Source organism: Hyphomicrobium denitrificans ATCC 51888, assembly GCF_000143145.1.
In the GTDB taxonomy this organism is placed as follows: Bacteria; Pseudomonadota; Alphaproteobacteria; order Rhizobiales; family Hyphomicrobiaceae; genus Hyphomicrobium_B; species Hyphomicrobium_B denitrificans.
On sequence record NC_014313.1, the window covers coordinates 3004248 to 3024231 of the forward strand.

General features: G+C 61.0%; 16 protein-coding genes. 10 read left to right on the forward strand and 6 right to left on the reverse strand.

Going from position 1 to position 19984, the window contains the following annotated elements; genetic code table 11:
* The first annotated feature begins 117 nt into the window (after window positions 1–117).
* The 4 genes from HDEN_RS14410 to HDEN_RS17805 all read left to right on the forward strand — a co-directional run bounded on the left by HDEN_RS14410 (window position 118) and on the right by HDEN_RS17805 (window position 6336).
* Window positions 118–759 (forward strand): TetR/AcrR family transcriptional regulator, encoded by a 642-nt coding sequence (locus HDEN_RS14410; protein WP_013216868.1) that lies wholly within the window; start codon window positions 118–120, stop codon window positions 757–759.
* Window positions 756–1970 carry an efflux RND transporter periplasmic adaptor subunit gene (locus tag HDEN_RS14415; protein ID WP_013216869.1) on the forward strand — a complete coding sequence of 405 codons (1215 nt, stop codon included), beginning with the start codon at window positions 756–758 and terminating at the stop codon, window positions 1968–1970. Before HDEN_RS14410 ends, HDEN_RS14415 begins: the two co-directional genes overlap by 4 nt.
* Complete coding sequence (locus tag HDEN_RS14420; RefSeq protein ID WP_013216870.1) at window positions 1970–5104, forward strand: efflux RND transporter permease subunit; 3135 nt, start codon at window positions 1970–1972, stop codon at window positions 5102–5104. Before HDEN_RS14415 ends, HDEN_RS14420 begins: the two co-directional genes overlap by 1 nt.
* 92 nt (window positions 5105–5196) lie before the next feature.
* Window positions 5197–6336 carry a tellurite resistance TerB family protein gene (locus HDEN_RS17805; RefSeq protein ID WP_013216871.1) on the forward strand — a complete coding sequence of 380 codons (1140 nt, stop codon included), beginning with the start codon at window positions 5197–5199 and terminating at the stop codon, window positions 6334–6336.
* Between the two features lie 101 nt (window positions 6337–6437).
* On the opposite strand, the gene HDEN_RS14430 is transcribed toward HDEN_RS17805, so the two are convergent.
* The 3 genes from HDEN_RS14430 to HDEN_RS14440 are packed head-to-tail and all read right to left on the reverse strand — an operon-like array spanning window position 6438 to window position 9416.
* Window positions 6438–7544 carry an HlyD family secretion protein gene (locus tag HDEN_RS14430; RefSeq protein WP_013216872.1) on the reverse strand — a complete coding sequence of 369 codons (1107 nt, stop codon included), beginning with the start codon at window positions 7542–7544 and terminating at the stop codon, window positions 6438–6440.
* Entirely contained in the window at window positions 7537–8289 is a 753-nt protein-coding gene (locus tag HDEN_RS14435; protein WP_013216873.1) for an ABC transporter ATP-binding protein, read from the reverse strand. Before HDEN_RS14435 ends, HDEN_RS14430 begins: the two co-directional genes overlap by 8 nt.
* Window positions 8286–9416, reverse strand: a complete 1131-nt coding sequence (locus HDEN_RS14440) for an ABC transporter permease (RefSeq protein WP_013216874.1) — start codon at window positions 9414–9416, stop codon at window positions 8286–8288. Before HDEN_RS14440 ends, HDEN_RS14435 begins: the two co-directional genes overlap by 4 nt.
* 356 nt (window positions 9417–9772) lie before the next feature.
* Between HDEN_RS14440 and HDEN_RS14445 the strand changes: the two genes are divergently transcribed.
* Window positions 9773–10342: a DUF2147 domain-containing protein gene (locus tag HDEN_RS14445; RefSeq protein WP_245256655.1), complete on the forward strand. Its 570-nt coding sequence runs from the start codon at window positions 9773–9775 to the stop codon at window positions 10340–10342.
* Here HDEN_RS14445 and HDEN_RS14450 read toward each other — a convergent pair.
* Window positions 10311–11198 carry an alpha/beta hydrolase gene (locus HDEN_RS14450; RefSeq protein ID WP_013216876.1) on the reverse strand — a complete coding sequence of 296 codons (888 nt, stop codon included), beginning with the start codon at window positions 11196–11198 and terminating at the stop codon, window positions 10311–10313. The two genes, HDEN_RS14445 and HDEN_RS14450, sit on opposite strands and share 32 nt — an antisense overlap.
* A 559-nt stretch (window positions 11199–11757) precedes the next feature.
* Here HDEN_RS14450 and HDEN_RS14455 point away from each other — a divergent pair.
* From HDEN_RS14455 to HDEN_RS14465, 3 genes are all read left to right on the forward strand, one after another.
* Entirely contained in the window at window positions 11758–13566 is a 1809-nt protein-coding gene (locus HDEN_RS14455) for a hypothetical protein (protein ID WP_013216877.1), read from the forward strand.
* 171 nt (window positions 13567–13737) lie between these two features.
* Window positions 13738–13914, forward strand: a complete 177-nt coding sequence (locus HDEN_RS14460; RefSeq protein WP_245256657.1) for a hypothetical protein — start codon at window positions 13738–13740, stop codon at window positions 13912–13914.
* Between the two features lie 149 nt (window positions 13915–14063).
* Window positions 14064–14261, forward strand: coding sequence for a hypothetical protein (locus HDEN_RS14465; RefSeq protein ID WP_245256658.1), 198 nt, complete (start codon window positions 14064–14066; stop codon window positions 14259–14261).
* Here HDEN_RS14465 and pabB read toward each other — a convergent pair.
* Window positions 14232–16133, reverse strand: a complete 1902-nt coding sequence (gene pabB / locus HDEN_RS14470; RefSeq protein WP_013216880.1) for an aminodeoxychorismate synthase component I — start codon at window positions 16131–16133, stop codon at window positions 14232–14234. The two genes, HDEN_RS14465 and pabB, sit on opposite strands and share 30 nt — an antisense overlap.
* Before the next feature lie 250 nt (window positions 16134–16383).
* Here pabB and HDEN_RS14475 point away from each other — a divergent pair, with 250 nt between their 5' ends.
* Together HDEN_RS14475 and HDEN_RS14480 are read left to right on the forward strand one after the other, a co-directional pair.
* A complete protein-coding gene (locus HDEN_RS14475) occupies window positions 16384–17607 on the forward strand; it encodes an FAD-dependent oxidoreductase (protein WP_013216881.1) in 1224 nt (407 codons plus the stop codon).
* A 344-nt stretch (window positions 17608–17951) separates the two neighbouring features.
* The gene (locus HDEN_RS14480) at window positions 17952–18911 is read left to right on the forward strand and encodes a PAS domain-containing protein (RefSeq protein WP_169305495.1); all 960 of its coding nucleotides are present in this window, start codon (window positions 17952–17954) and stop codon (window positions 18909–18911) included.
* Window positions 18912–18979: 68 nt separating this feature from the next.
* Here the strand turns inward: HDEN_RS14480 and HDEN_RS14485 are convergent, their stop codons facing one another.
* On the reverse strand, window positions 18980–19924 hold the full coding sequence (locus HDEN_RS14485; RefSeq protein ID WP_013216883.1) for a magnesium transporter CorA family protein: 945 nt from the start codon (window positions 19922–19924) through the stop codon (window positions 18980–18982).
* Window positions 19925–19984: the final 60 nt, after the last annotated feature.

Below are 19984 nucleotides of genomic sequence, written 5' to 3' on the forward strand. Positions count from 1 at the left end.
AACATAGATGAATTCTATAAAACGAACACTTATTCGCCTTGACCCGACCGCAATCTTGCGACAAACAGAACGCGCATTCTTTTATCTATGCTTCAACCGAGACCTCTGTTTGCGCAGATGCCCAGGCTCAAACCCGACACCCATCGCGCCCGGCGCGAGAACATTCTGGACGCCGCGTTCACCTGTTTCGCGCGCGGCGGCTTCCACGCGACGACCATGCAGGCGATCTGCCGTGAAGCCGGAATCAGTCCGGGCGCTCTCTACGTCTATTTCGACAGCAAGGAAGCGCTCATCGCAGGGCTTTGCGAGCGCGATCGCGCAGAGTTTGCAGAGCGCTTTGCACGGCTCGCGGAAGCACCCGATTTTCTCGAAGCGCTGGCGGCGATCGGCGAACACTACTTCGTCGCGGAATCGCACGAGAAGCAGCGCTTCGTCGTCGAAATGGGGGTCGAGGCGACACGCAATCCGCGCATCGCCGAGATCTTCATGGGCGTCGACAAATACTGCTCGGCGAGCTTCGAAGCGTTGTTTCAGCGCCTAAAGGACGAGGGGCGCATCGCACCGAATGTCGATATTCCGACGCTTGCGAAAGTTTTCAGCGTACTCGGCGACGGCATGTTCTGGCGACGCGCGATCGAACCGAAAGCGGACATGCGATCGGTTCTGCCCGTGATCATCGAAATGGTCGGGGCGCTGCTCAATCCGACTGATGAACTTCCGGTCGCTCACAAGGCCGCCGCTTTCGAGGTGCGCCGATGACTTTCGGAAAAATCGTAACGACGCTTGCGGTGATCGGCGCGCTCGCCGGTGGCGGGTATCTCTTCATCGAGAAAAGGCAGACGGAAGCTATACAGGCCGAGCGCATGGAGGCTGCAAAACCGACAGCCGCCCCTGCCGTCACCGTTTCCAAAGTGACGACGAATGACTTTGTCGAGACGGCTGTGGTTTCCGGCTCGCTCATTCCGCGCGAGGAAATTCTCGTTTCGCCGGAGATCGAAGGCTTGCGCGTATTGCAGCTGCTCGCCGACGAAGGGGATCGCGTGAAGAAGGGCGACATTCTCGCCCGCCTCGTGTCGGAACAGATCGACGCGCAGATCGCTCAGAACCAGGCAAATCTCGCACGCTCCGTCGCGGCGATCGCGCAGGCGGAAAGCCAGATCGCGCAAGCCGAGGCGCAGGCAAAGGAAGCGGCGGCTCAGCTCGAGCGCGCCGAACCCTTGAAGAAGTCCGGCTATCTGTCGGGCGCCACCTACGACCAGCGTGAGAGCGCCGCGCGCACGACTGCCGCGCAACTCGTGGCCGCGCGCGATGGCCTGACGGCGGCAAAGGCCGACAAGGCGCAGGTCGAAGCTCAGGGCCGCGAATTGCAATGGCGGCGAAGCAATACAGACGTGACCGCTCCGCAGGATGGCGTCATCAGCCGACGGAACGCGCGCATGGGTGCGCTCGCAACATCCATCGGCGAACCGATGTTCCGCATCATTCAAAGAGGCGAAATCGAACTCGATGCGGAGATCGTCGAGACGGAGCTGAAGAACGTCAAGGTCGGACAGAAGGCCGTCGTGAGTGTGCCGCAGATCGGCGACTTTGAAGGCAAGGTTCGGCTGGTGTCGCCGGAGGTCGACAAGACGACACGTCTTGGGCGCGTGAAGATTTTCCTCGGGTCCAATCCGCAGCTCCGGATCGGATCTTATGCGCGCGGCCTCATTGAAACGGCGCGCAGTCGAGGCCTCGGCATTCCGACTTCCGCCGTCACCTTCGACCAGGGCACAAACTTCGTGCAGGTCGTCATCGACAATAAAGTCAAGAAGCAAGCCGTTCGGCTGGGTCTGATCAGCGGCGACCTCGTCGAAGTCAAAGACGGCCTCAACAACAGCGACCTCGTCGTGACGCGCGCCGGCACCTTCCTGCGCGACGGCGATACGGTGCGCCCCGTGATGCCCGAAGCGAAGCTGAGCGAGGTTCGCTGATGCGGATCAACATTTCGGCTTGGTCGATCCGCCGTCCGGTTCCGGCGATCGTTCTGTTTGCGGTGCTCATGCTGCTCGGCTTGCTGAGCTTCAGGCAGCTACCGGTCACGCGCTTTCCCAATATCGACATTCCGCTGATCTCGATCCTCATCACGCAATCTGGCGCGGCGCCGGCCGAGCTTGAAACGCAAGTCACGAAGATCGTCGAAGATTCAGTCGCCAACATCACCGGCGTCAAACACATCACGTCGACGCTGACCGACGGAACATCGACGACGATCATCGAATTCCGGCTCGAAACGAACACGGACCGGGCGCTGAACGACGTCAAGGATGCACTCGCGAAAGTTCGCGGAGACCTTCCGCGCACCATCGATGAACCGGTGATCGAACGCATCGACGTCGAAGGACAAGCGATCCTGACGTTCGCTGCGACGTCTCCCGGCATGACGCTCGAACAGTTGTCGTGGCACGTGGACGACGTCGTCAAGCGACGGCTGCAGGCGACCAAGGGCGTCGGCCGCGTCGAGCGCTACGGCGGCGTCGATCGCGAGATCCGCGTCAATCTCGATCCGGACAAGCTGCTGGCGTACGGCATCAGCGCCGCGGATGTGAACAAGCAGGTTTTCGCGACGAACGTCGATCTCGGGTCGGGGCGTGGCGAAGTCGGGGGCCAAGAGCAAGCCATCCGCACGCTGGCCGGCGCACGGCAGATTACGGCGCTCGCTGATGCAAAGATCATTCTCGCCGGCGGGCGCGAAGTCCGTCTCAAGGATCTCGGCACGGTCGTTGACGGTGCGAGCGAGCAGCGCGCGTTTGGACGTCTCAACGGCGAGCCCGTCGTTTCGTTCTCGGTTTTTCGCACCAAGGGCTCGAGTGAGCTTTCCGTTTCGGACGCCGTCAACGAGTCGCTGAAAGAGCTTCAGGCCGCCGACCCCGAGGTCCGGCTGACAAAGATCGATGATGCGGTCTCCTACACGCGCGGCAACTATGTCGCCGCGATGGAAGCGCTGATCGAAGGCGCCGTACTCGCGGTGCTCGTCGTGTTTCTGTTTCTGCGCAACATCCGCGCGACGATCATCTCGGCAATCGCGTTGCCGCTTGCAGCGATCCCGACGTTCTGGGCGATCAGCGCGATGGGATTTTCGCTCAATCTCGTCAGCCTGCTCGGCATCACGCTGGCGACCGGCATTCTCGTCGACGACGCCATCGTCGAAATCGAGAACATCGTCCGCCACATGCGCATGGGCAAGAAGCCCTATCGCGCCGCGCTCGAAGCAGCCGACGAAATCGGCCTCGCCGTCATCGCCATCACTTTGACGATCGTCGCGATCTTCGCGCCTGTGTCGTTCATGGGCGGGATAGCGGGGCAATATTTCCGTCAGTTCGGCATGACCGTTGCCGTCGCGGTGCTGTTTTCGCTTCTGGTCGCGCGCCTCATCACACCGATGATGGCTGCCTATCTGATGCGGCCGATCCCTGAGAAGCCGCATGTCGATGGCCCGCTGATGCGCACCTATACGCGCTTCCTGCAGATGACGTTGCGGCATCCCTATCTGACGCTGATCAGCGGCGTGGCGCTCTTTTCCGCTTCCGTCTACGCGACGACGCTGCTTCCGACCGGCTTCCTGCCGGATGAAGACACGTCGCGCGTGGTCGTCGCCGTCGAGCTGCCGCCCGGCACGCAGCTTGACGAGACGAGCAAAAAAACCGATCGCATGGTGACCGTGCTACGGGCCATTCCCGAAGTGAGACAGGTCTTCGTTCTGGGCGGCACCAGTCCCACGGGACAGCTCGATGTTCGCCGCGCGTCGCTGTTCGTGCAGCTCGTGCCGAAGACGAAACGAAAACTCACCGAAAAGCAGCTCAAATCGATCATCGCGGCGAAACTTGCCGACGAACCGGATAGCCGCGCCTGGTACATCAACGAGCGCGGCGAGCGCGAGCTTTCCTTCTCGATGCTGTCGCGCAGCGGCGACGATCTCAATCGCGCGATCGGTCAAGTCGAGGGTGCGTTGCGGCTCGTTCCCGGATTCCGCAACGTCGCGGCTTCGGGATCGACGGACCGGCCCGAGATTCAGATCGTTCCGCGTCTCGATGAGGCCGCGCGCCTCGGCGTTGCGCCGGAGCAGATTTCCGAAACCATTCGTGTTGCCACGATCGGCGACGCTGACTTCAACCTCGCGAAGTATACGGTCGGCGACCGCCAGGTGCCGATCCGCGTTCAGCTCGACGAAGCGACGCGCACCGATTTGAAGCGGATCGAGCAGCTTCGCCTCACCAACGCGCAGGGCAAGGCCATTCCTCTGACGGCCGTCGCCTCCGTCGAATTCGGGCGCGGGCCAGCCGCGATCGAACGCTTCGACCGGCTGCGGCGCGCCGTCGTCGGCGTCGATCTCGATCGTGGCGTGCCGTTGAGCGTTGCGCGCGACCGCTTCCTGAAAGTCATTGAGGAGCAGAATCTGCCTGCGTCCGTCACTCTGCAGCCATCAGGCGACGCTGAGGTGCAAGACGAAGTCGCGAACGGATTCATCACCGCGATGGGGACCGGCATCCTGATCGTGCTCGGCTTGCTCATTGTGCTGTTCGGGAGCGTCTTCCAACCGGTGACAATTCTGCTGTCGTTGCCGCTGTCGTTCGGCGGCGTGGCGCTGAGCCTGCTCGTCACCGATAATTCTATCAGCATGCCGGTTTACATCGGACTTCTCATGCTGATGGGCATCGTCACCAAGAACGCGATCATGCTCGTCGACTTCGCGATCGAAGAGATTGCGAATGGCATCGAACGCGGCGTTGCCATCGTCGACGCCGGCCGCAAGCGCGCGCGTCCCATCATCATGACGACGCTGGCGATGGCGGCAGGCATGCTGCCCAGCGCCTTCGCGCTCGGAGACGGCGGCGAATTTCGAGCGCCCATGGCGATCGCGGTGATCGGCGGCTTGCTCGTGTCGACGTTGCTGTCGCTGATCTTCGTGCCGTCGTTCTTTACCGTAATGGACGACTTCGGCTGGCTGATGCAGCGCATTTTCGGCCGCTTTATCGGTCCTTCGGATGAGGAAGACGAACCAGCGGCCGATCAGGGCAAGGCTAATGCCCAGTCGAAACAGGGGCAGTTGCCGCTCGCCGCGGAATAAATCGGAAAGGTTATTTGCGCGGGGAGTTGTGCGTGACAGGCGCGCTCACTACGTTTCCGGCCGTAGCGTTCGCAACGGAAGGACCCCCCACCATGTTCGACGCCAAGTCCATTCTCGAAAACATCGTGCGCGGTGCCGCATCCTCTCAGCCTTCCGGCGCGCCCGGCGGCGGTAGCGGTGGCGGCCTCGGCGATTTGATCAACGAAATCGGCAGGAGCCTGTCACAGCAGCAAGGCGCTGCGCCGGCCGGTGGACAGACGCCGGCTTCCGGCACGTCGGGAACGAGCATCGGCGACATCCTCGGCGATCTCGCACGGCAGTTCGGACAGCCGTCGTCCAACGCGACGCCGGATTCGCTGCCGCAGGCGCCGGGATCGACGCCTGCTTCACGAGGCGGTTCCTCTTCGCCCGACCTCGGAGATGTTCTCGCGCAGATCAAGGATAAGCTCAATCAGGCTGGCGGCGCGGTCTCTGACGGCGGAAGCATCACGGACATCCTCGGCAAGATTCTCACTCAGGCGACGCAGGGCGTGAGCGAAGGCGCATCGCGCGTCGGGCAAGCGACCGGTGCGTCGGATGCTCTCGGACGTGCAGCGGCCGATCCCAGAGCCGCTGAAATTCTCAATCAGCTGAAAGGCGTGCTGCAGTCCAATCCGTTTGCATCGGGCACCGCGGCGGGCGGACTCGGCGGACTTCTCCTCGGCACGCGGGCTGGACGTTCGCTCGCATCGAGCGCCGTCAAGGTCGGCGCGCTCGCGATGATCGGCGGCCTCGCCTACAAGGCGCTGCAAAATTATCAGGCAGGCAAACCGCTCATCACCGGCGCAACAACGCCGGTCGCGCCTCCGGCGGGCTCGGGCTTCGAGCCTTCGGCGGTGACGAACGACGCGGCCGTTCACTACATCCAGGCGATGATCGCGGCAGCGGCGTCCGATGGTCGGATCGATGCCAGCGAACATGAAACTCTGGTCGCGAGCCTGAAGCAGGCCGGCGCGGGCAGCGACGCGGAAGCGTTCATCGCGCAAGAGTTGAACCGGCCGCGCTCGGTGCAGGAACTCGCCGCGTCGGTGAATTCTCCGCAAGAGGCTATTCAGCTTTATACGGCGGCGCGCATTGCGGTCGCCGACGATTCACCGGCCGAACAACAATTCCTCGCATCGCTGGCGGCCGCTTTGAATATCGATCCAAAGCTCGCGGCTCACGTGGATGCGACGGCGAGGGCAGCGGCCTGATAGGCCCTCGTCACTCGGATCGCCAACAACACTCGTGACATGAAAAAGGCGCTGACCGGTTGGTCAGCGCCTTTTGATTGCGTTTTGTCAGACGCCTTTGTTCAGTTCGTCTTCGACGTGTTGTTCGTCGACGCAGACGCCTGATTGTTGTCGAGCTTGAAGAACGTGTCGACGCGCATGCCGGTGAACAGCGGCGGATGGCCGTCGAGATCAACCATCACTTCGACGACTTCGACGTCGTTCGGACGTCGGGGCCCACGCGTTGCGATGCGCGGAGCAGCAAGCGACTGCGAAATCGACGTCACCGTTCCTTCGAACGTTTTATCCGGGAAAGCATCTGCCTTGACGACGACGCGCTGGCCGACGCGAACCTTCGCCGCGTCGCGCTCTTCGACTTCGGCGCGCAGCCTGAGGCTCGACATGTCGCCGAATACGACGAGGGCGCTGTCAGGCGACGGCACGGCGGTTTCGCCGACCTTGGCCAGCATGTTCAAAACCGTACCATCGGCCGGGGCGCGGATGCGTGTGCGTTCGAGCGCCAGTTCCGCCGATGTGAGATCGGAACGTGCGAGAGCGAGCGACGATTCAAGTCTCTGCGGAAGCGGCATGCCGGACTTGGCCTCGACTTCGCTCAGCTTGTTCTTGGCGTCTGCTAAAGCTTCCTTTTTCGATACGAGGTCTTTGCGCGCCGTTTCGACGGCGTCGTCGGTGCCTTTGTCAGCCTTGGCCGAGCGATAGGCCGCGTCGAAGGCTTCATGGGCCGCGAACACCGCGCGCTGCGCCTTTGAGAGGTCGTCCTCGGCGTTGCGGCGATCTTGCGCCAAGCCGGAGACCTGTTCCTCGCTGCGCTCGCGCTCACGCACACCAGCTTCGGAGGCTGCGGCTGCGATCTTCGTGTAGTAATCGGCATCATCGAGGCGGAGCAGCAGATCGCCGGCTTTCACCTGATCGTTCGTCTTGGCGAGGACTTCGGCGACCTTACCGCCAACCTCGCTCGCGATGCGAACTTCACCGTCCTTCGGCTCGACGCGACCCGTGGCGGAGGCAGCCCACTGCGGAACGGGAACCGGCGTATCGGCGCGCGCAGATCCTGCCAGGTTGCTGAGCGCCGTCCGGTCGCTGAACGTCTGGATTCCCAATCCAAGCGTGACCGCGATGGCAGCCGCGATCAGGATGGTCGAAACCGCGGGATCGATCTTTTTAAGCATGCAGCTTTCGCCTCTTCGTCAAATCGGTGATTTCCGGAGCATTGATGCCCTCGGGTCTACGTTCTTCGCCGACGATCCGGCCGTCCTCGATGCGGACGACGCGGTCGGCATATCCCAAAGTTCGGGGATCGTGCGTCACGGCAAGCACGCTGCGGCTCTGTTCCTTCGCGATCCGCGACAGCAGCGACATGACGGCATGTCCGTTTTCGCTGTCGAGTGCGGCGGTCGGTTCGTCGGCCAGCACGATCGACGGCGAGCTTGCGATCGCGCGCGCAACCGCGACGCGCTGCTGCTCACCGCCGGACAGGTTGCCGGGGTAGTTCGTCAGCCGATGGCCGAGCCCAACCTCGCGCAGTACTTCCTCGGAGCGGCTGGTGGCCGCGAAGCCCTTCACGCCGCGCACGTCGAGCGCGATGCGAACGTTCTCGAGCGCGTTCAGCGTCGGGAAGAGGTTGTAGGACTGGAAGATGAAGCCGATGTGATCGCGCCGGATCTTGGCCAGCTCTTCCGCCGAAAGGCCGTCGAGCGACTGGTCGGCAATACGGATCGTGCCCGATGTCGGCTTCATGATGCAGCCGAGAATGGACAGTAGCGTCGTCTTGCCGGAGCCCGATGGCCCCATCAGAAGCGTCAACTCGCCGGGGACGAGATCGAGCGTGACGCCTTTGACGGCGACCACCAGACCTGCGCCGGAGCCGAGCTCCTTGACGACATTTTCAGCATGTAAAACGGAGGACGTCGTCATCGCGAGAACACCGTAGCCGGATCAATTTTCGTGACTTTGACGATGGCCGAAAGCGCCGAAATCGAGCACATGAAAAGCGTCAACGCGAACAGCCAAAATGCCAAGCCTGGAGTCATAACGAGCGGTAGCGACGAATTACGGCTGGCGTAGAGAACCAATAACGCGATCGCCATGCCGAGAACGTAACCGATCACCGCGCTGAGACCGGCCTGAGCCAGAATAACTTTGTGAATGTAGGACTTCGACGACCCCAGCGCACGCAAGGTCGCGAATTCGTGAATGTGATCCTTGGTGCTCGAATAGAGCGTCTGGGCGACGATCACCGTACCGACGAGACTGCCGAGGATCGCGCCGCCGATCAGCGCCAAGCCCGCGCCGGTGCGGAACAGCCATTGCAGCAGACTGCGGCTTTCGAACTCGTCTTTCGTCAGGACATCTGCGGACTCCAGACGGCCGGCGAGATCAGCCTGCACCTTCGCCATGTCGGCGCCGGGCGCCAGTTTCACGAGAAGGAACGTCGATCGGTCCTCGGGCACGCCAAGAAGCTGACGGGCACGATTGAGCGTCGTGTAGGCGTAAGGCGACTGCGTGAACGAGCGGATGCCTGTGGTCAGCGCCCTGATTTTAACGCGGCCGTTGGCGGCCTGCGCGCTGTCGCCGATGCCTGAGACGCCGAGTTCCCCGAGATAGCTGCGATCGATCGCGATGGCGTCGGGCGCCTTGATGTCGTCGAGCGTGCCTTCGACCAGCGACCAGGGAATGAGGCCGCGGTCCTCGGCGTCGGAGCCGACGAGCACGACACGAGACGATCCGCCGGACGGCTTACGCCATTCGGCGAATGAAACGACGAGCGGAACGACACTTTCGACGCCGGGCGTCGCGAGCGCCTGATGGCGTTCGCGATCCGTGAGCAATACGCCGCCGTCCTCGAAACTCTTCGCACCATAGGTGGTTATAAAGAGATCGGCGTTGGAACGCGCGATGTTGGCGGTTATCATCTCGCTCGAACCGAGGTACAGGCCAAGCTGAACCGCGACCAGCACGATCGAGAACAGGATGCCGATCAGCGTAACGGCGAGGCGCACACGATCGTGCAGCAAGTTGCGAAGCGCGAGAGTAAAGATCATCTCAATGCCGGGTCTCGTGTTGCAAACTGGGGTATCGGCTTATTCCGTACAGAGCCTTTCAGCGGCTCCAGCTGCCTGACTTCGTATAGCTCCAATGCGAGCCTGCTGCCATCGCGAACCCCGTGAGAAATGCGCGCGTCCTGATGCCAGGAGCCTGTCGCGGCATTGGGTCCGGCACCGGAAATCGCCGGAAAGGCTTAGCAGCCGGTTAACAGTTTCACTCCAATGTTTCGCCGTTTTCGAGGCATAGGAGTGAAAACGTGGTCTTTACTCTGCGGTTTATTGTCATGCGTTCTAAGACTGTTTCCCCGTTTTCAGCTGGTCTGCTTCGCTTGGTTACCGCTGCCGCGGGGGCTATGCTTTGTTATGTCCCGGCTTTTGCCGATCCGCGCGAGGTGGGCGTCTGGATCGATGACACCGGCAAGGGTGCGGTGAAAATCGAGATTTGCACGCCGACGACGCTCTGCGGCAAAATCTACTGGCTCAAGGAGCCGCTCGGCACCAACGGCGAACCAAAGATCGACCGCTACAATCCCGAGCCCTCGATGCGGACCCGTCCGATTTGCGGGTTGCCTGTTCTCGGCGATCTGTCGCAGTTGGCGGAAGGGGGCTTCGACAACGGCTGGGTTTACGACCCGAAAGAGGGAAAATCCTACAGCGTTGCCCTTGATCTCGTTAATGCGGATACGCTGAAGGTGACCGGCTACAAAGGTATGCGCTTCCTCGGCAAATCCTTCATCTGGACGCGAGCGCCGGCAGATCTGCCGTCGTGCTCTGCGGATGCTGCCGAAGCTCCCGGCGAAGCCAGCCCTCACGCCGCAAATGCAAAGGCCGCCTCACCAGCCAAACCCGGTAAGACGGCCTCTAATACAAAACCCAAGCCCAAAAAGGCTGCTACTCCGCAGCACCCAGTTGCTTCGAACTAGAGGATGCCTGCTTGCGGCCGGACTTGACTGCTTCGGCCGCCAGGATGCGATCAACGAATTCCGCCGTCCTATCAACGACATAGTTGCGCTGACGATCGAGCGTGACGAGGTGATAGCTATCCTCGAGCACTGAAACTTCGACCACGCCGCCCAGCTTGCGTTGCAGCGTCATCGTATTCTTGATGTCGCTTTGATCATCGTGCCGGGGGTGGAAGATCAGCGTGTGCAATTTCACCAGCGACAGCATCGGCCGGACATTGCGGACGAGCGAGAAGAATTCATAGACCGTTCCGCCGCCGCGCACCGTGATATCGGCGGGCATGTTGTCGGCGCCGCGCATCGCGTCGAGTGCAAAGTTGCGGATGCGCTCGTCCTTGATGCCGTAAGGGGCCGGAGTGCGGAACTTGAAGAGGCGCGCCGTCCACTTGTCGGTGACGAGGTGGAACAGCTTGATCATCTTCGGGATCGCCCAGCCGTTCACGGCCAGCGTCGGCGCATAGAGCATCAAGCCCGCAGCCTGATCCTGCCTGTAGGCGGCAAGTCTCAGCGCCAGAATTGAGCCGGCCGAAGCGCCGCCGATGATGACGGTGTCGCACGTGCTGCGCAGATCGTCGAAAGCCTTGGAAACCGTCTGATACCAGTCATGCCACGTCGAAAGACCGGAAACGTCGGTCCCGAAGGTCAGACCTGGAACGACAGGGCAGTAAACCGTCATGCCTTTGCGGGAAAGCGCGTGGGCCACCGATTTCATCTCGAGCGGAGATCCGCCCAGAGAATGAATCAACAATACCCCCGAGGATCCGCCCGGAATGAAGAGACTGCCGCGAGTAGGCTGAAATTTCTGTTTATTTGTCATTAGCTACTTGCACTTGCTGAGGACCAGCCGAACGCTCTTTACGACGCAGCATCCCAAGATGCCAACGCAACTATGTGTCGCGCCACCGTAAATTTTAAGGGTAACCCTGGACGTCCCGCAGTTAAGATTTGGTTCGCGAACTTATTACGAAGTATCTGAAATGGCCACACCTTTCGACACCAGATCAATACACGTTGGTAAACAAAGACCTGACGCCGACCCGACCATCTCAGTGACTGCCAGTTGGCGCCCTAACTCATGATGTTGCAATGCGGCATAAAATGGGTGGGGCGTGCGGCGAATTGATATCTCATCATCGATGAGCCCTCCGTGCCCGATCGTTCGGACCCTGTGAAAGTCAGCTCCCCAAGTCGCTTCCGATACTCAACACCGGTCGTACGCTAGCGTTCCCCGCGTCCCGTGGTGTGCAATTTTTCCGTGAGATTCTGACTGATCGGCGGGCCAGTCACTGTTCGCACGCATTCTTTGATTTATACTCGCCACAACTTTTCTATTGGACGCGCATGCCGACGACGCACGCCGCTGGGATTAGATTGCAGTGATTTTCTCGCCGCGCTCCGCAATTGCGCTTCTCGTGTGCATTGCCGTCGCATCGAGCCAGCTTTCGCTTCCCACGATCGCGGCCGAGATCAGCCGCGCCGAATATGAGGCCTGTCAGGCTCGCGACGACGCCGGATTGAGAACCGCAGTCGTCGCAATCGCGACCGACGCGATCACCAACGGCACCAAGACGATCGACTACGGCGCCCTTGTCGACGCGCAATGGCGCGAGCGAAACCTCGACCAGATCATCGACAACCGGGTCGACATCGCGGTTACCGAGATCACTAACGAGACGAGCTGGACCGATCGGCTGAAGACTCTGGCCGACAATGAAAAAGCCCAGCAGCTCGCGACGGCCGTCGCAGAGCGCGTCTATCGCTCGGATGCGGTAAAGACGGCGATTGCCGATCTTGCCTCCGGGGTCGCGAAGGAAGTCGGCAAAAGCATCGAATTCGCAAGCACGGACGCAACGAACACGCTGCTTCAGTGCCTAAAAGCCTTCGTCGGGCCTCGCTACGGCGGAGCGGTCGCCAGCGTTCTCGCGGGCGACGCCAGCCGAAGCGTCAACGTCGACCCCAACAAGGCGTCGGGCAAAGTTTCGGCAGGTTCGGTCCTGAATGAATCGACCGGGGGCCTCGCGGGAGCGACGATCCTGATCGTCCGGAGGCAGCTCGCCAACCTCGCCCAGCGCGTCGGCCAGCGGATCGTCGGCAGCGTGCTGTCGCGCGTCGTCTCGGTGGTCGCCGGGGGGGTCGGGCTCGTGTTGATCGCCAAGGACCTCTGGGATTTCCGAAACGGCGTGCTGCCGATCATCGCCACGGAGATGAAGTCGCCCGCGACCAAGGTGAAGGTGCGCGAGGAGCTCGCGAACACTCTTGCGACCCAGATGAACGATCACATTAAGGAAATCGCAGAGGCGACCGCCGATCAGGTCATCGAAGTCTGGCAGACGTTCCGCCGGGCACATGCGCTGGTCCTTCAGATCGCCGACCAGAACGGAGACTTCCGGGCGTTTCTCGATCGCGTCGATCCGCAGTCGCTGCCCCGGCTCGACGAAGTGGTGTCGATCCTTGCCGCCTCGGAAGGTCAGGACTCGATCCTGCGCAGGCTTCAGGACGGCTCCCTTAACCAGGCCGTTCACCTGATGCCGGACAAGGGCCTGCAGATCGCGCGGGAAACCAACTCGGTGGCGACAGGCCTCGCCTGGACGGCATTGGCAGGCAAGCGGCTCGATCGCGTCGTCGACTATGAGTTGCATCGGCGGATGTCGACCAAAGATCTGACGACGGGATCACTCGATCGCATTCTCGACCTCAACGACCGGGCGGCGATCACCAAGATCGCGGGTGTGCCGGCGGCGGCGCGCGACGCTTTATTCAGTCTCGATGTCGCCGACCTCAACCTTCTGCTGCGGTCTCTTTCCGAAGACGAAATAGAATCTCTTGCGGGTTATCTCGACGGGCTGAGGCCCGGACCGCGGGAAGCGGTTCTGAAGACGATCGCGGCAAGCCCCGCGAAAATGCAGTTGCTGGCGTCGCGGAGCATTCGCGAGGGTATCATCGCGAGCCAGGATCAGGAAATGGCGGCGCGGATGATGCTGGCGGACAGCAGCGGCCTGTCGCCGAAGGCCGTCGTGGACGACGCGCGACTGGTGTTCGACGGCCGCGTCGCGCCGTCTCTCTTATGGTCCAAGCATCCGCAAGCGATCGTCGCCGCGGGACTGCTGAGCCTCATTGTGCTTGCCTGGTTCGCCCGCCTTTTCCGGCGCAGGCGTCCGGCGCAAGCGTCCGAGAGCAAGACTTAAACCCGACGTTGCAATTCAGCCTTATCCAAAGGCTGTCCACATGCAATCCACCTTGCCTCGTCCCGGCGGAGGCGGGCTCCTGCTATAACGATTCGACGGTCATTGATGGACCCATAGCGAAGGGGGAAGATCATGCGCGTGCGGTTCAGAAACGAAGAGGGAGTTGGTGACATGGGATTGAAGGCGCCGGGGATCGTTACGTTCATGGTCTCCGTTATCCTTACGGTCATCGTTCTGACGTCGAAGTTTTTTGGCGCCGAGATTCCCGGCCTGACCGGTAATGAATCATGGGCGCTTCTCGCTTCCTACGCGATCCTCATGCTCGGCTGCATGGTTCGCGGGATGTAGCGAAATGGGTCGCTCGTGCTGCAACGCAACCGAGCTTCGGACATCGCTTTCGATCACTTCATCCCAGTGATGTGCGCTCCTGTCGCGCGGCAACCCGCGATATGGAGGTGCGTATGGCCGCTGGCTATCGAAGGGCGATGCCGAACGAGATGCCTCAAACTTTTGCGCGGCGCGCGCGCCATTCCAGCAAAGCCATCGTGATGGCTGTCGCGCTGACGCTTGCGGCGCTGATCGCGCTCGCTATCGCATCTCGCGACACGCGTCCCATGAGCATGAAGACGTTCACCCCGGTTTCGACGATGCCGGTCAGCGTCGAGTCAGGCGTGCTGCCGGTGGTCCACCGCTAAGCGCGGCACCAGCGGCTCGGCCCGCACCAGTCCGCGGACAGAATTCCCGAGATAGATTTCCGCCGCTCCATTCAGATCCTGGATCGTCAGCCGAGCTTCCTCGGCGCGTCCCTCATCAATGAGAGCTGCCCGCAACGTGCCGGGCAACACGCCTGCCGCCAGACGCGGCGTCAGCAGCTTGCCATCGCGCGCGATGAAGATCGACGTCCGGCTTCCCTCGGCAAGCTCGCCCGCCTCGTTGAGATAGATGACTTCATCGGCGCCGAGCGTGTCGGCGTAGTGCTTCCATTCGCGATCGTACAGCTCACGCCGGGTCGTCTTGTGGTAGAGGAACAGGTCGGAGCTGTTGAGCCGGCTGTCGGACACGACATACCGCATCACCGCATCGGCCGGCGCCGCAGGCTGCGGAGCCGTGGTGACGGTTACGCCGCCGTCTTCATCGAGCAGCAAGCGGACGCGCAGGCGCTCGTTGGCGTTCCCCGAAATTGCGGCTTCGATCGCGTCGTGAACCTTGCTCGCGTCGAACACAAATCCGAAATAGGCCGCAGACGCCGCCAGCCGCGCCAGATGATAGCCGCGCAGCCAAATCCCTTTCTCCGGCTCATGCAGCATCGTTTCGATGAGTTCAAAGCGGCGCACGGGGTCGGTGAGGAACTTCATCTTGAGCAGGCATTCGGCGTATTCCTTGATGCCATCGGAATCCGCGACGATCCCCGAGCCGATCCCCATCTCGCCCGCGCCCTTGCGATCGATGACCGTGGTGCGGATCGCTACGTTCAGAAGCGCCGTGCCGTCCGGCGAGAACCGTCCGATGGCGCCGCAATAAACGCCGCGCGGTTCGGTTTCGAGTTCGCGGATCAGTTCCATGGCGCGGATCTTCGGCGCGCCGGTGATGGAGCCAGGCGGAAAGATCGCCTTCAGGACATCGACGAGGCCGGTGCCCGGTTTCAGCTCGGCGCGCACGCCCGACGTCATCTGATGCAGCGTCTTGAACGTTTCGACGGTGAAGAGATCGGTGACGCTGACGGAGCCCGGATCGGAAATGCGCCCGAGATCGTTGCGCATCAAATCGACGATCATCAGGTTTTCGGCGCGATTTTTCACGTCCTTTGAGAGCGCCGCGCGAACCTCAGAGTCGGCATCAAGCGTTCCGGCGCGCGGTGCCGTTCCCTTCATGGGGCGCGTCTCGATCACCCGGCCGTCCTGCTTGATGAACAGTTCGGGCGACGCCGAGAGAATTGTCACGTCACCGGTATCGACGATGCCGGCGTAAGCGACGCGCTGTTTCAGACGCAGATCGCGGTAGAGCGCGAGCGGCGAACCTTGCAGATTGAACTTCGCCTTGAAGGTCAGATTGAGCTGGTAGATATCACCGCTCTTGATGTTGTTCTGAACCTGCTCGAAGCGTTTCAGATACGAGGCGCTGTCCCAGCTATGGGCAAGCTCGCCGAGCGTCGGGTTGCCGATCGCCTCCTGGTTCAGCCATTCCTGAACTTCGGAGCCCATCAACTCGCGCGGCGACGTATAAAGCCCGAACCAGAGAAGGGGCATTTTGCGCCGCTCGGGAAGGAGCGACGCGAGCCGCGGCTCCAGGAGATAGCCAAGCTCGTAGGAGAAAAACCCGGCTGCGTGCAGGCCGCGTTCAAGTCCCGAAGTCAACGCGGCCAGCGCGGCGTCGACCTCTTCCGGGCTATCGGCGCGAATGATCTCGGCCGGATGCTCGAACAGCTGCGACACCGCCTCTAGCGATGTGCTGTTGTCCAGCAGAACGAATCCTTCGGCGAGCGCGGGCGTCTTATGAGCCGTGGTATTCGCTTGCGCACCAGCGCCGGATGTTGAGGGGGAATTGTTTGCGGAAGAGCGGTATGTCATCGGCTGGTTCTAACGCGGGCGCGCGGGGATTGCCACTCTGACGGCGTCCTTGCCGGATCGTGGCGGTCCTGGAAAACTGCATGTGGGACGGCGGTTCTGCCGATATGGAATGACTGGCGACGCCTGCAAAAGGTCGCATGGTGGTGGCCGCGCCGCGATTGAAGTCCCAGATGCTTCCCGACTCCGCGGAGCGCAACCCAGACTGAAACGGCATGGATTTTCTAGATCGCGTCGAAACAGGCATAAGCTGATGACACAAAGCGTAGCGTCGCGCATCGAAACCGGTTGCGCTATCGTCGGAGCCGGTCCGGCCGGGCTGATGCTCGGCCTCATGCTCGCGCGCGCCGGCGTCGACGTGACCGTCATCGAGAAGCACGCCGATTTTCTTCGCGACTTTCGCGGCGATACTATTCATCCATCGACGCTGGAAGTCATGCACGAACTCGGGCTGCTAGATGGGCTACTGGCGCTTCCGCATACCGAGGCGTCGCGTCTGCACGCGGAGATCGGCGGCAAGGACATCACCATCGCGGATTTCTCGCGCCTGCCGACGAAATGCCGTTTCATCGCATTCATGCCGCAATGGGAATTTCTCGACTACCTGGCGAGCGTAGCACGCAAGTTGCCGAATTTCCGGTTGGTAATGCCTGCCACCGTTACGGCGCTGATTTCAGACGGCGGAAAAATTGCCGGCATTCAAGCGACCACAACGAACGGCGATATCGAAATCCGATCGCGGCTCGTGATCGGCGCGGATGGACGCAACTCGGTCGTGCGCGAGAAAGCGCAGCTCGAGGTTGAGCGCTTCGGAAGCCCGAGCGAAGTCGTTTGGATGAAGCTGTCTCACGCTTCCGACGATCCACCATATACGATGGGTCACGGCGGCCCGCGCCAGGGCTTCGTCATGGTTGATCGCGGCGATTACTGGCAGTGCGGTTATGTCATCCGCAAGGGCAGCTTCGAGGATCTGAAGGCCGGTGGGCTCGACGCATTCCGGGCGACGGTCTCCGCTGTCTCGCCGCTGCCGCCCGAGCGCCTTCAGGAAGTTCGGTCGTGGGACGACGTGCATCTTTTGAGTGTGCGCATCGATCGTCTCAAGCGGTGGTGGCGGCCGGGGCTGCTGTGCATCGGTGATGCGGCGCACGCGATGTCGCCGATCGGTGGCGTCGGCGTCAATCTCGCGATCCAGGACGCTGTGGCGGCCGCCAATATTCTCGCGGCACCGCTCCGCGATGACACGCTGACAGACAAGCATCTCGCCGACGTCGAAGCGCGGCGGTCATTTCCGACGAAGGCCACGCAAAAACTGCAGCTGATGATGCGACGCGACCGGCGAAAGCGCGAGGCCACGGACGCAAAGCGGGACGGGCCTCCGGCCTTCATGCGCAAAATCGCGCGCTGGCCGATCCTCGCCCATCTTGCCGGGCGTCTGATCGGTCTCGGCTTTCGCCCGGAGCATGTTCGAGACACATAGCCAGGGAGTTTGAACCGCATGGAGTATGCGGATCGATTTAGCATAAAGTATATCGCTGGTTCCTTTAGCTGACCCGCGCGAAACACTTTCGGATACGTGGGCGGCGTGCTTTAAAGAGGCGGAAAGTCGCTTTTTAAGAACGCAGATACTCCGAACCATGAAATGCCGCCGATTCCTCATCGGCATGGGAATTCGGCACATCAGCAAATTCAAAGCTGAGTGTCAGCCTGCATCCTTCCAGCGTAGGACGGTTCATGGAAGTCGCCGCTAGAATTTATGCCGGGATCATTTTTCCGGACGTCAGTTCCAAAATCGAACCTCACCTCTCGGCCACGCAAAAAGCAATGCTGGATGCAACACCGGATTGCATCAAAGTGCTGTCGGTTGACGGCAAGCTGGTGACGATGAACAGGGCTGGATGCCTCGCGCTCAACATCCCCGCCGAATCCGAGTTCGGAATGCCTTGGCTGCCGTTGCTGCCTGAACAAGTACATGAACCCGGTCTAGCCGCGCTGCATCAAGCTGCCGAGGGGCACAACGCGCGCTTCGCTGGTCAAAGCGTGTCAGAGGACGGCATCAGGTATTGGGACAACCTTCTGACCCCCATCGTCAACAATGCGGGCCAAGTGCTGTCGATCCTTTGCGTATCGCGCGACGTCACTGAAAAGATGCGGATCGAGCGGGAGCTGGAAGCTGCGATTCACCGCGAGAAACTTCTTTCACGTGAGATGCAGCATCGCATCAAGAACCTGTTCACGGTCGTGTCTGCGCTGATTTCCATTTCCGAGAAAGAAGCTGCAAGCGATCAGTCCCCTGCTCACGCAACCAAAATTCTTCGCCAGAAGCTGCATGCGTTGGGACGCGCATCGGATGCTGCGTTTGCCGACCGAACTGGCGAGCACCTCGATACGAAGCAGATAGAATTGGGTTCGCTCGTCCACTCAGTCCTGAAACCTTATGGCGATCGCTTCCGGGCGAACGGCTGCCAGATCTATGTCGGCAGCGCCATCATGACGATGCTCGCATTATTCCTGCATGAACTTGCGACCAACTCGGTCAAGTACGGGGCCTTCAGCGGCGACGACGGAATTGTTTCCGTACAGTGGAGCAGCGGAGACAGCGGACTTGATCTCACGTGGGTTGAAGACAACGGTCCGAAGATCGAGGAGGCGCCGCAGCGCCAAGGCTTCGGCAGCGAAATGGTGGACCACATCGTTCAGACTGCGGGCGGAACCGTGAACAGGAACTGGCGCAGCCAAGGTCTCGTCACGGAGCTGCACTTGCCGCTTTCAGCTCTGATATAATTCTCTCGGCACTCCCGGAAGCGCCGTCAGATTTATGCGGCACAATCAAAAGAGCACGGGCTGGCGGCCTAAAACCATCCTCGCCACTTGAACCAGAGCAACGGTATGATCGTGCTCAAAACGATGAGCGCCAAGGCGTACGGATAGCCCCAGCTCCAATTCAGCTCCGGCATATCCTTGAAATTCATTCCGTAGATGCTTGCAATCAGAGTCGGCGGTATTCCCGCGACGGACACGACGGTCAGCACCTGGAAGATGTCGTTCTGCTTCGTCGTGATGAAACCGAGAACCGCGTCGAGCAAAAACTGCACTTTGCCGTAGAGCTGCGTCTCGAAATCCGCGAGTGAGAGCAGATCGGCTTGCGACGTTTTGAGATCGCTCACGACCGAAGCGCTGACCCACGGCCGCTCTTTCGCAAACGGAAGCGGGACGATGCGCTGCAATCCGAGAATGCTCGCGCGGATATTCGATAGCCGCTCGCCGGTGTTGCCGACTTCGATCAGGATGCTTCTGAGCGCCGCGTTCGATTTCAGTTTCGGGCGACCGCGACGGCTTTTCATTGATGGAAAAATCTGGCGCGAAAGCGTGTCCAGTTCACTGCCTATTTGCTCCAGCAGATCCGAAATCACGTCGATCATCTCGCCCGTGAGAGACGCGAAGGCTTCGGCACTTGACGTCATCTGCTTGCCCTCGAGGAACCCGGCTTTGCAGGCATTAAACGCCCTGAGTTCCGAAAATCGGGTGGTGATGAGCACCTTTTCGGACAAAACAAAGCCGATCGGTGAGGGAGGTTCGTCGATCGAATTCGCATTCGTCACAAACGGCATGCTGAGATAGAGCACACCGCCGCGCTCGGATACTCGGCTGGAAGTTTCGATTTCAGAGAGCTTCTCGCGGTCGGGGAGCTTCAGCCCCGTTGCCGATTGAGCTTCGGCGAAATCAGCCTGCGATGGATTGACGAGATCGTACCAGATCTTCGAACCGCTTTGCGCGTCGCCGTAGCTTGACAACATTCGGAAGGTCCATCTCGTTTTGAGGATGCTGCTCTTTTAGAGCATCGAAAATACGGTTCA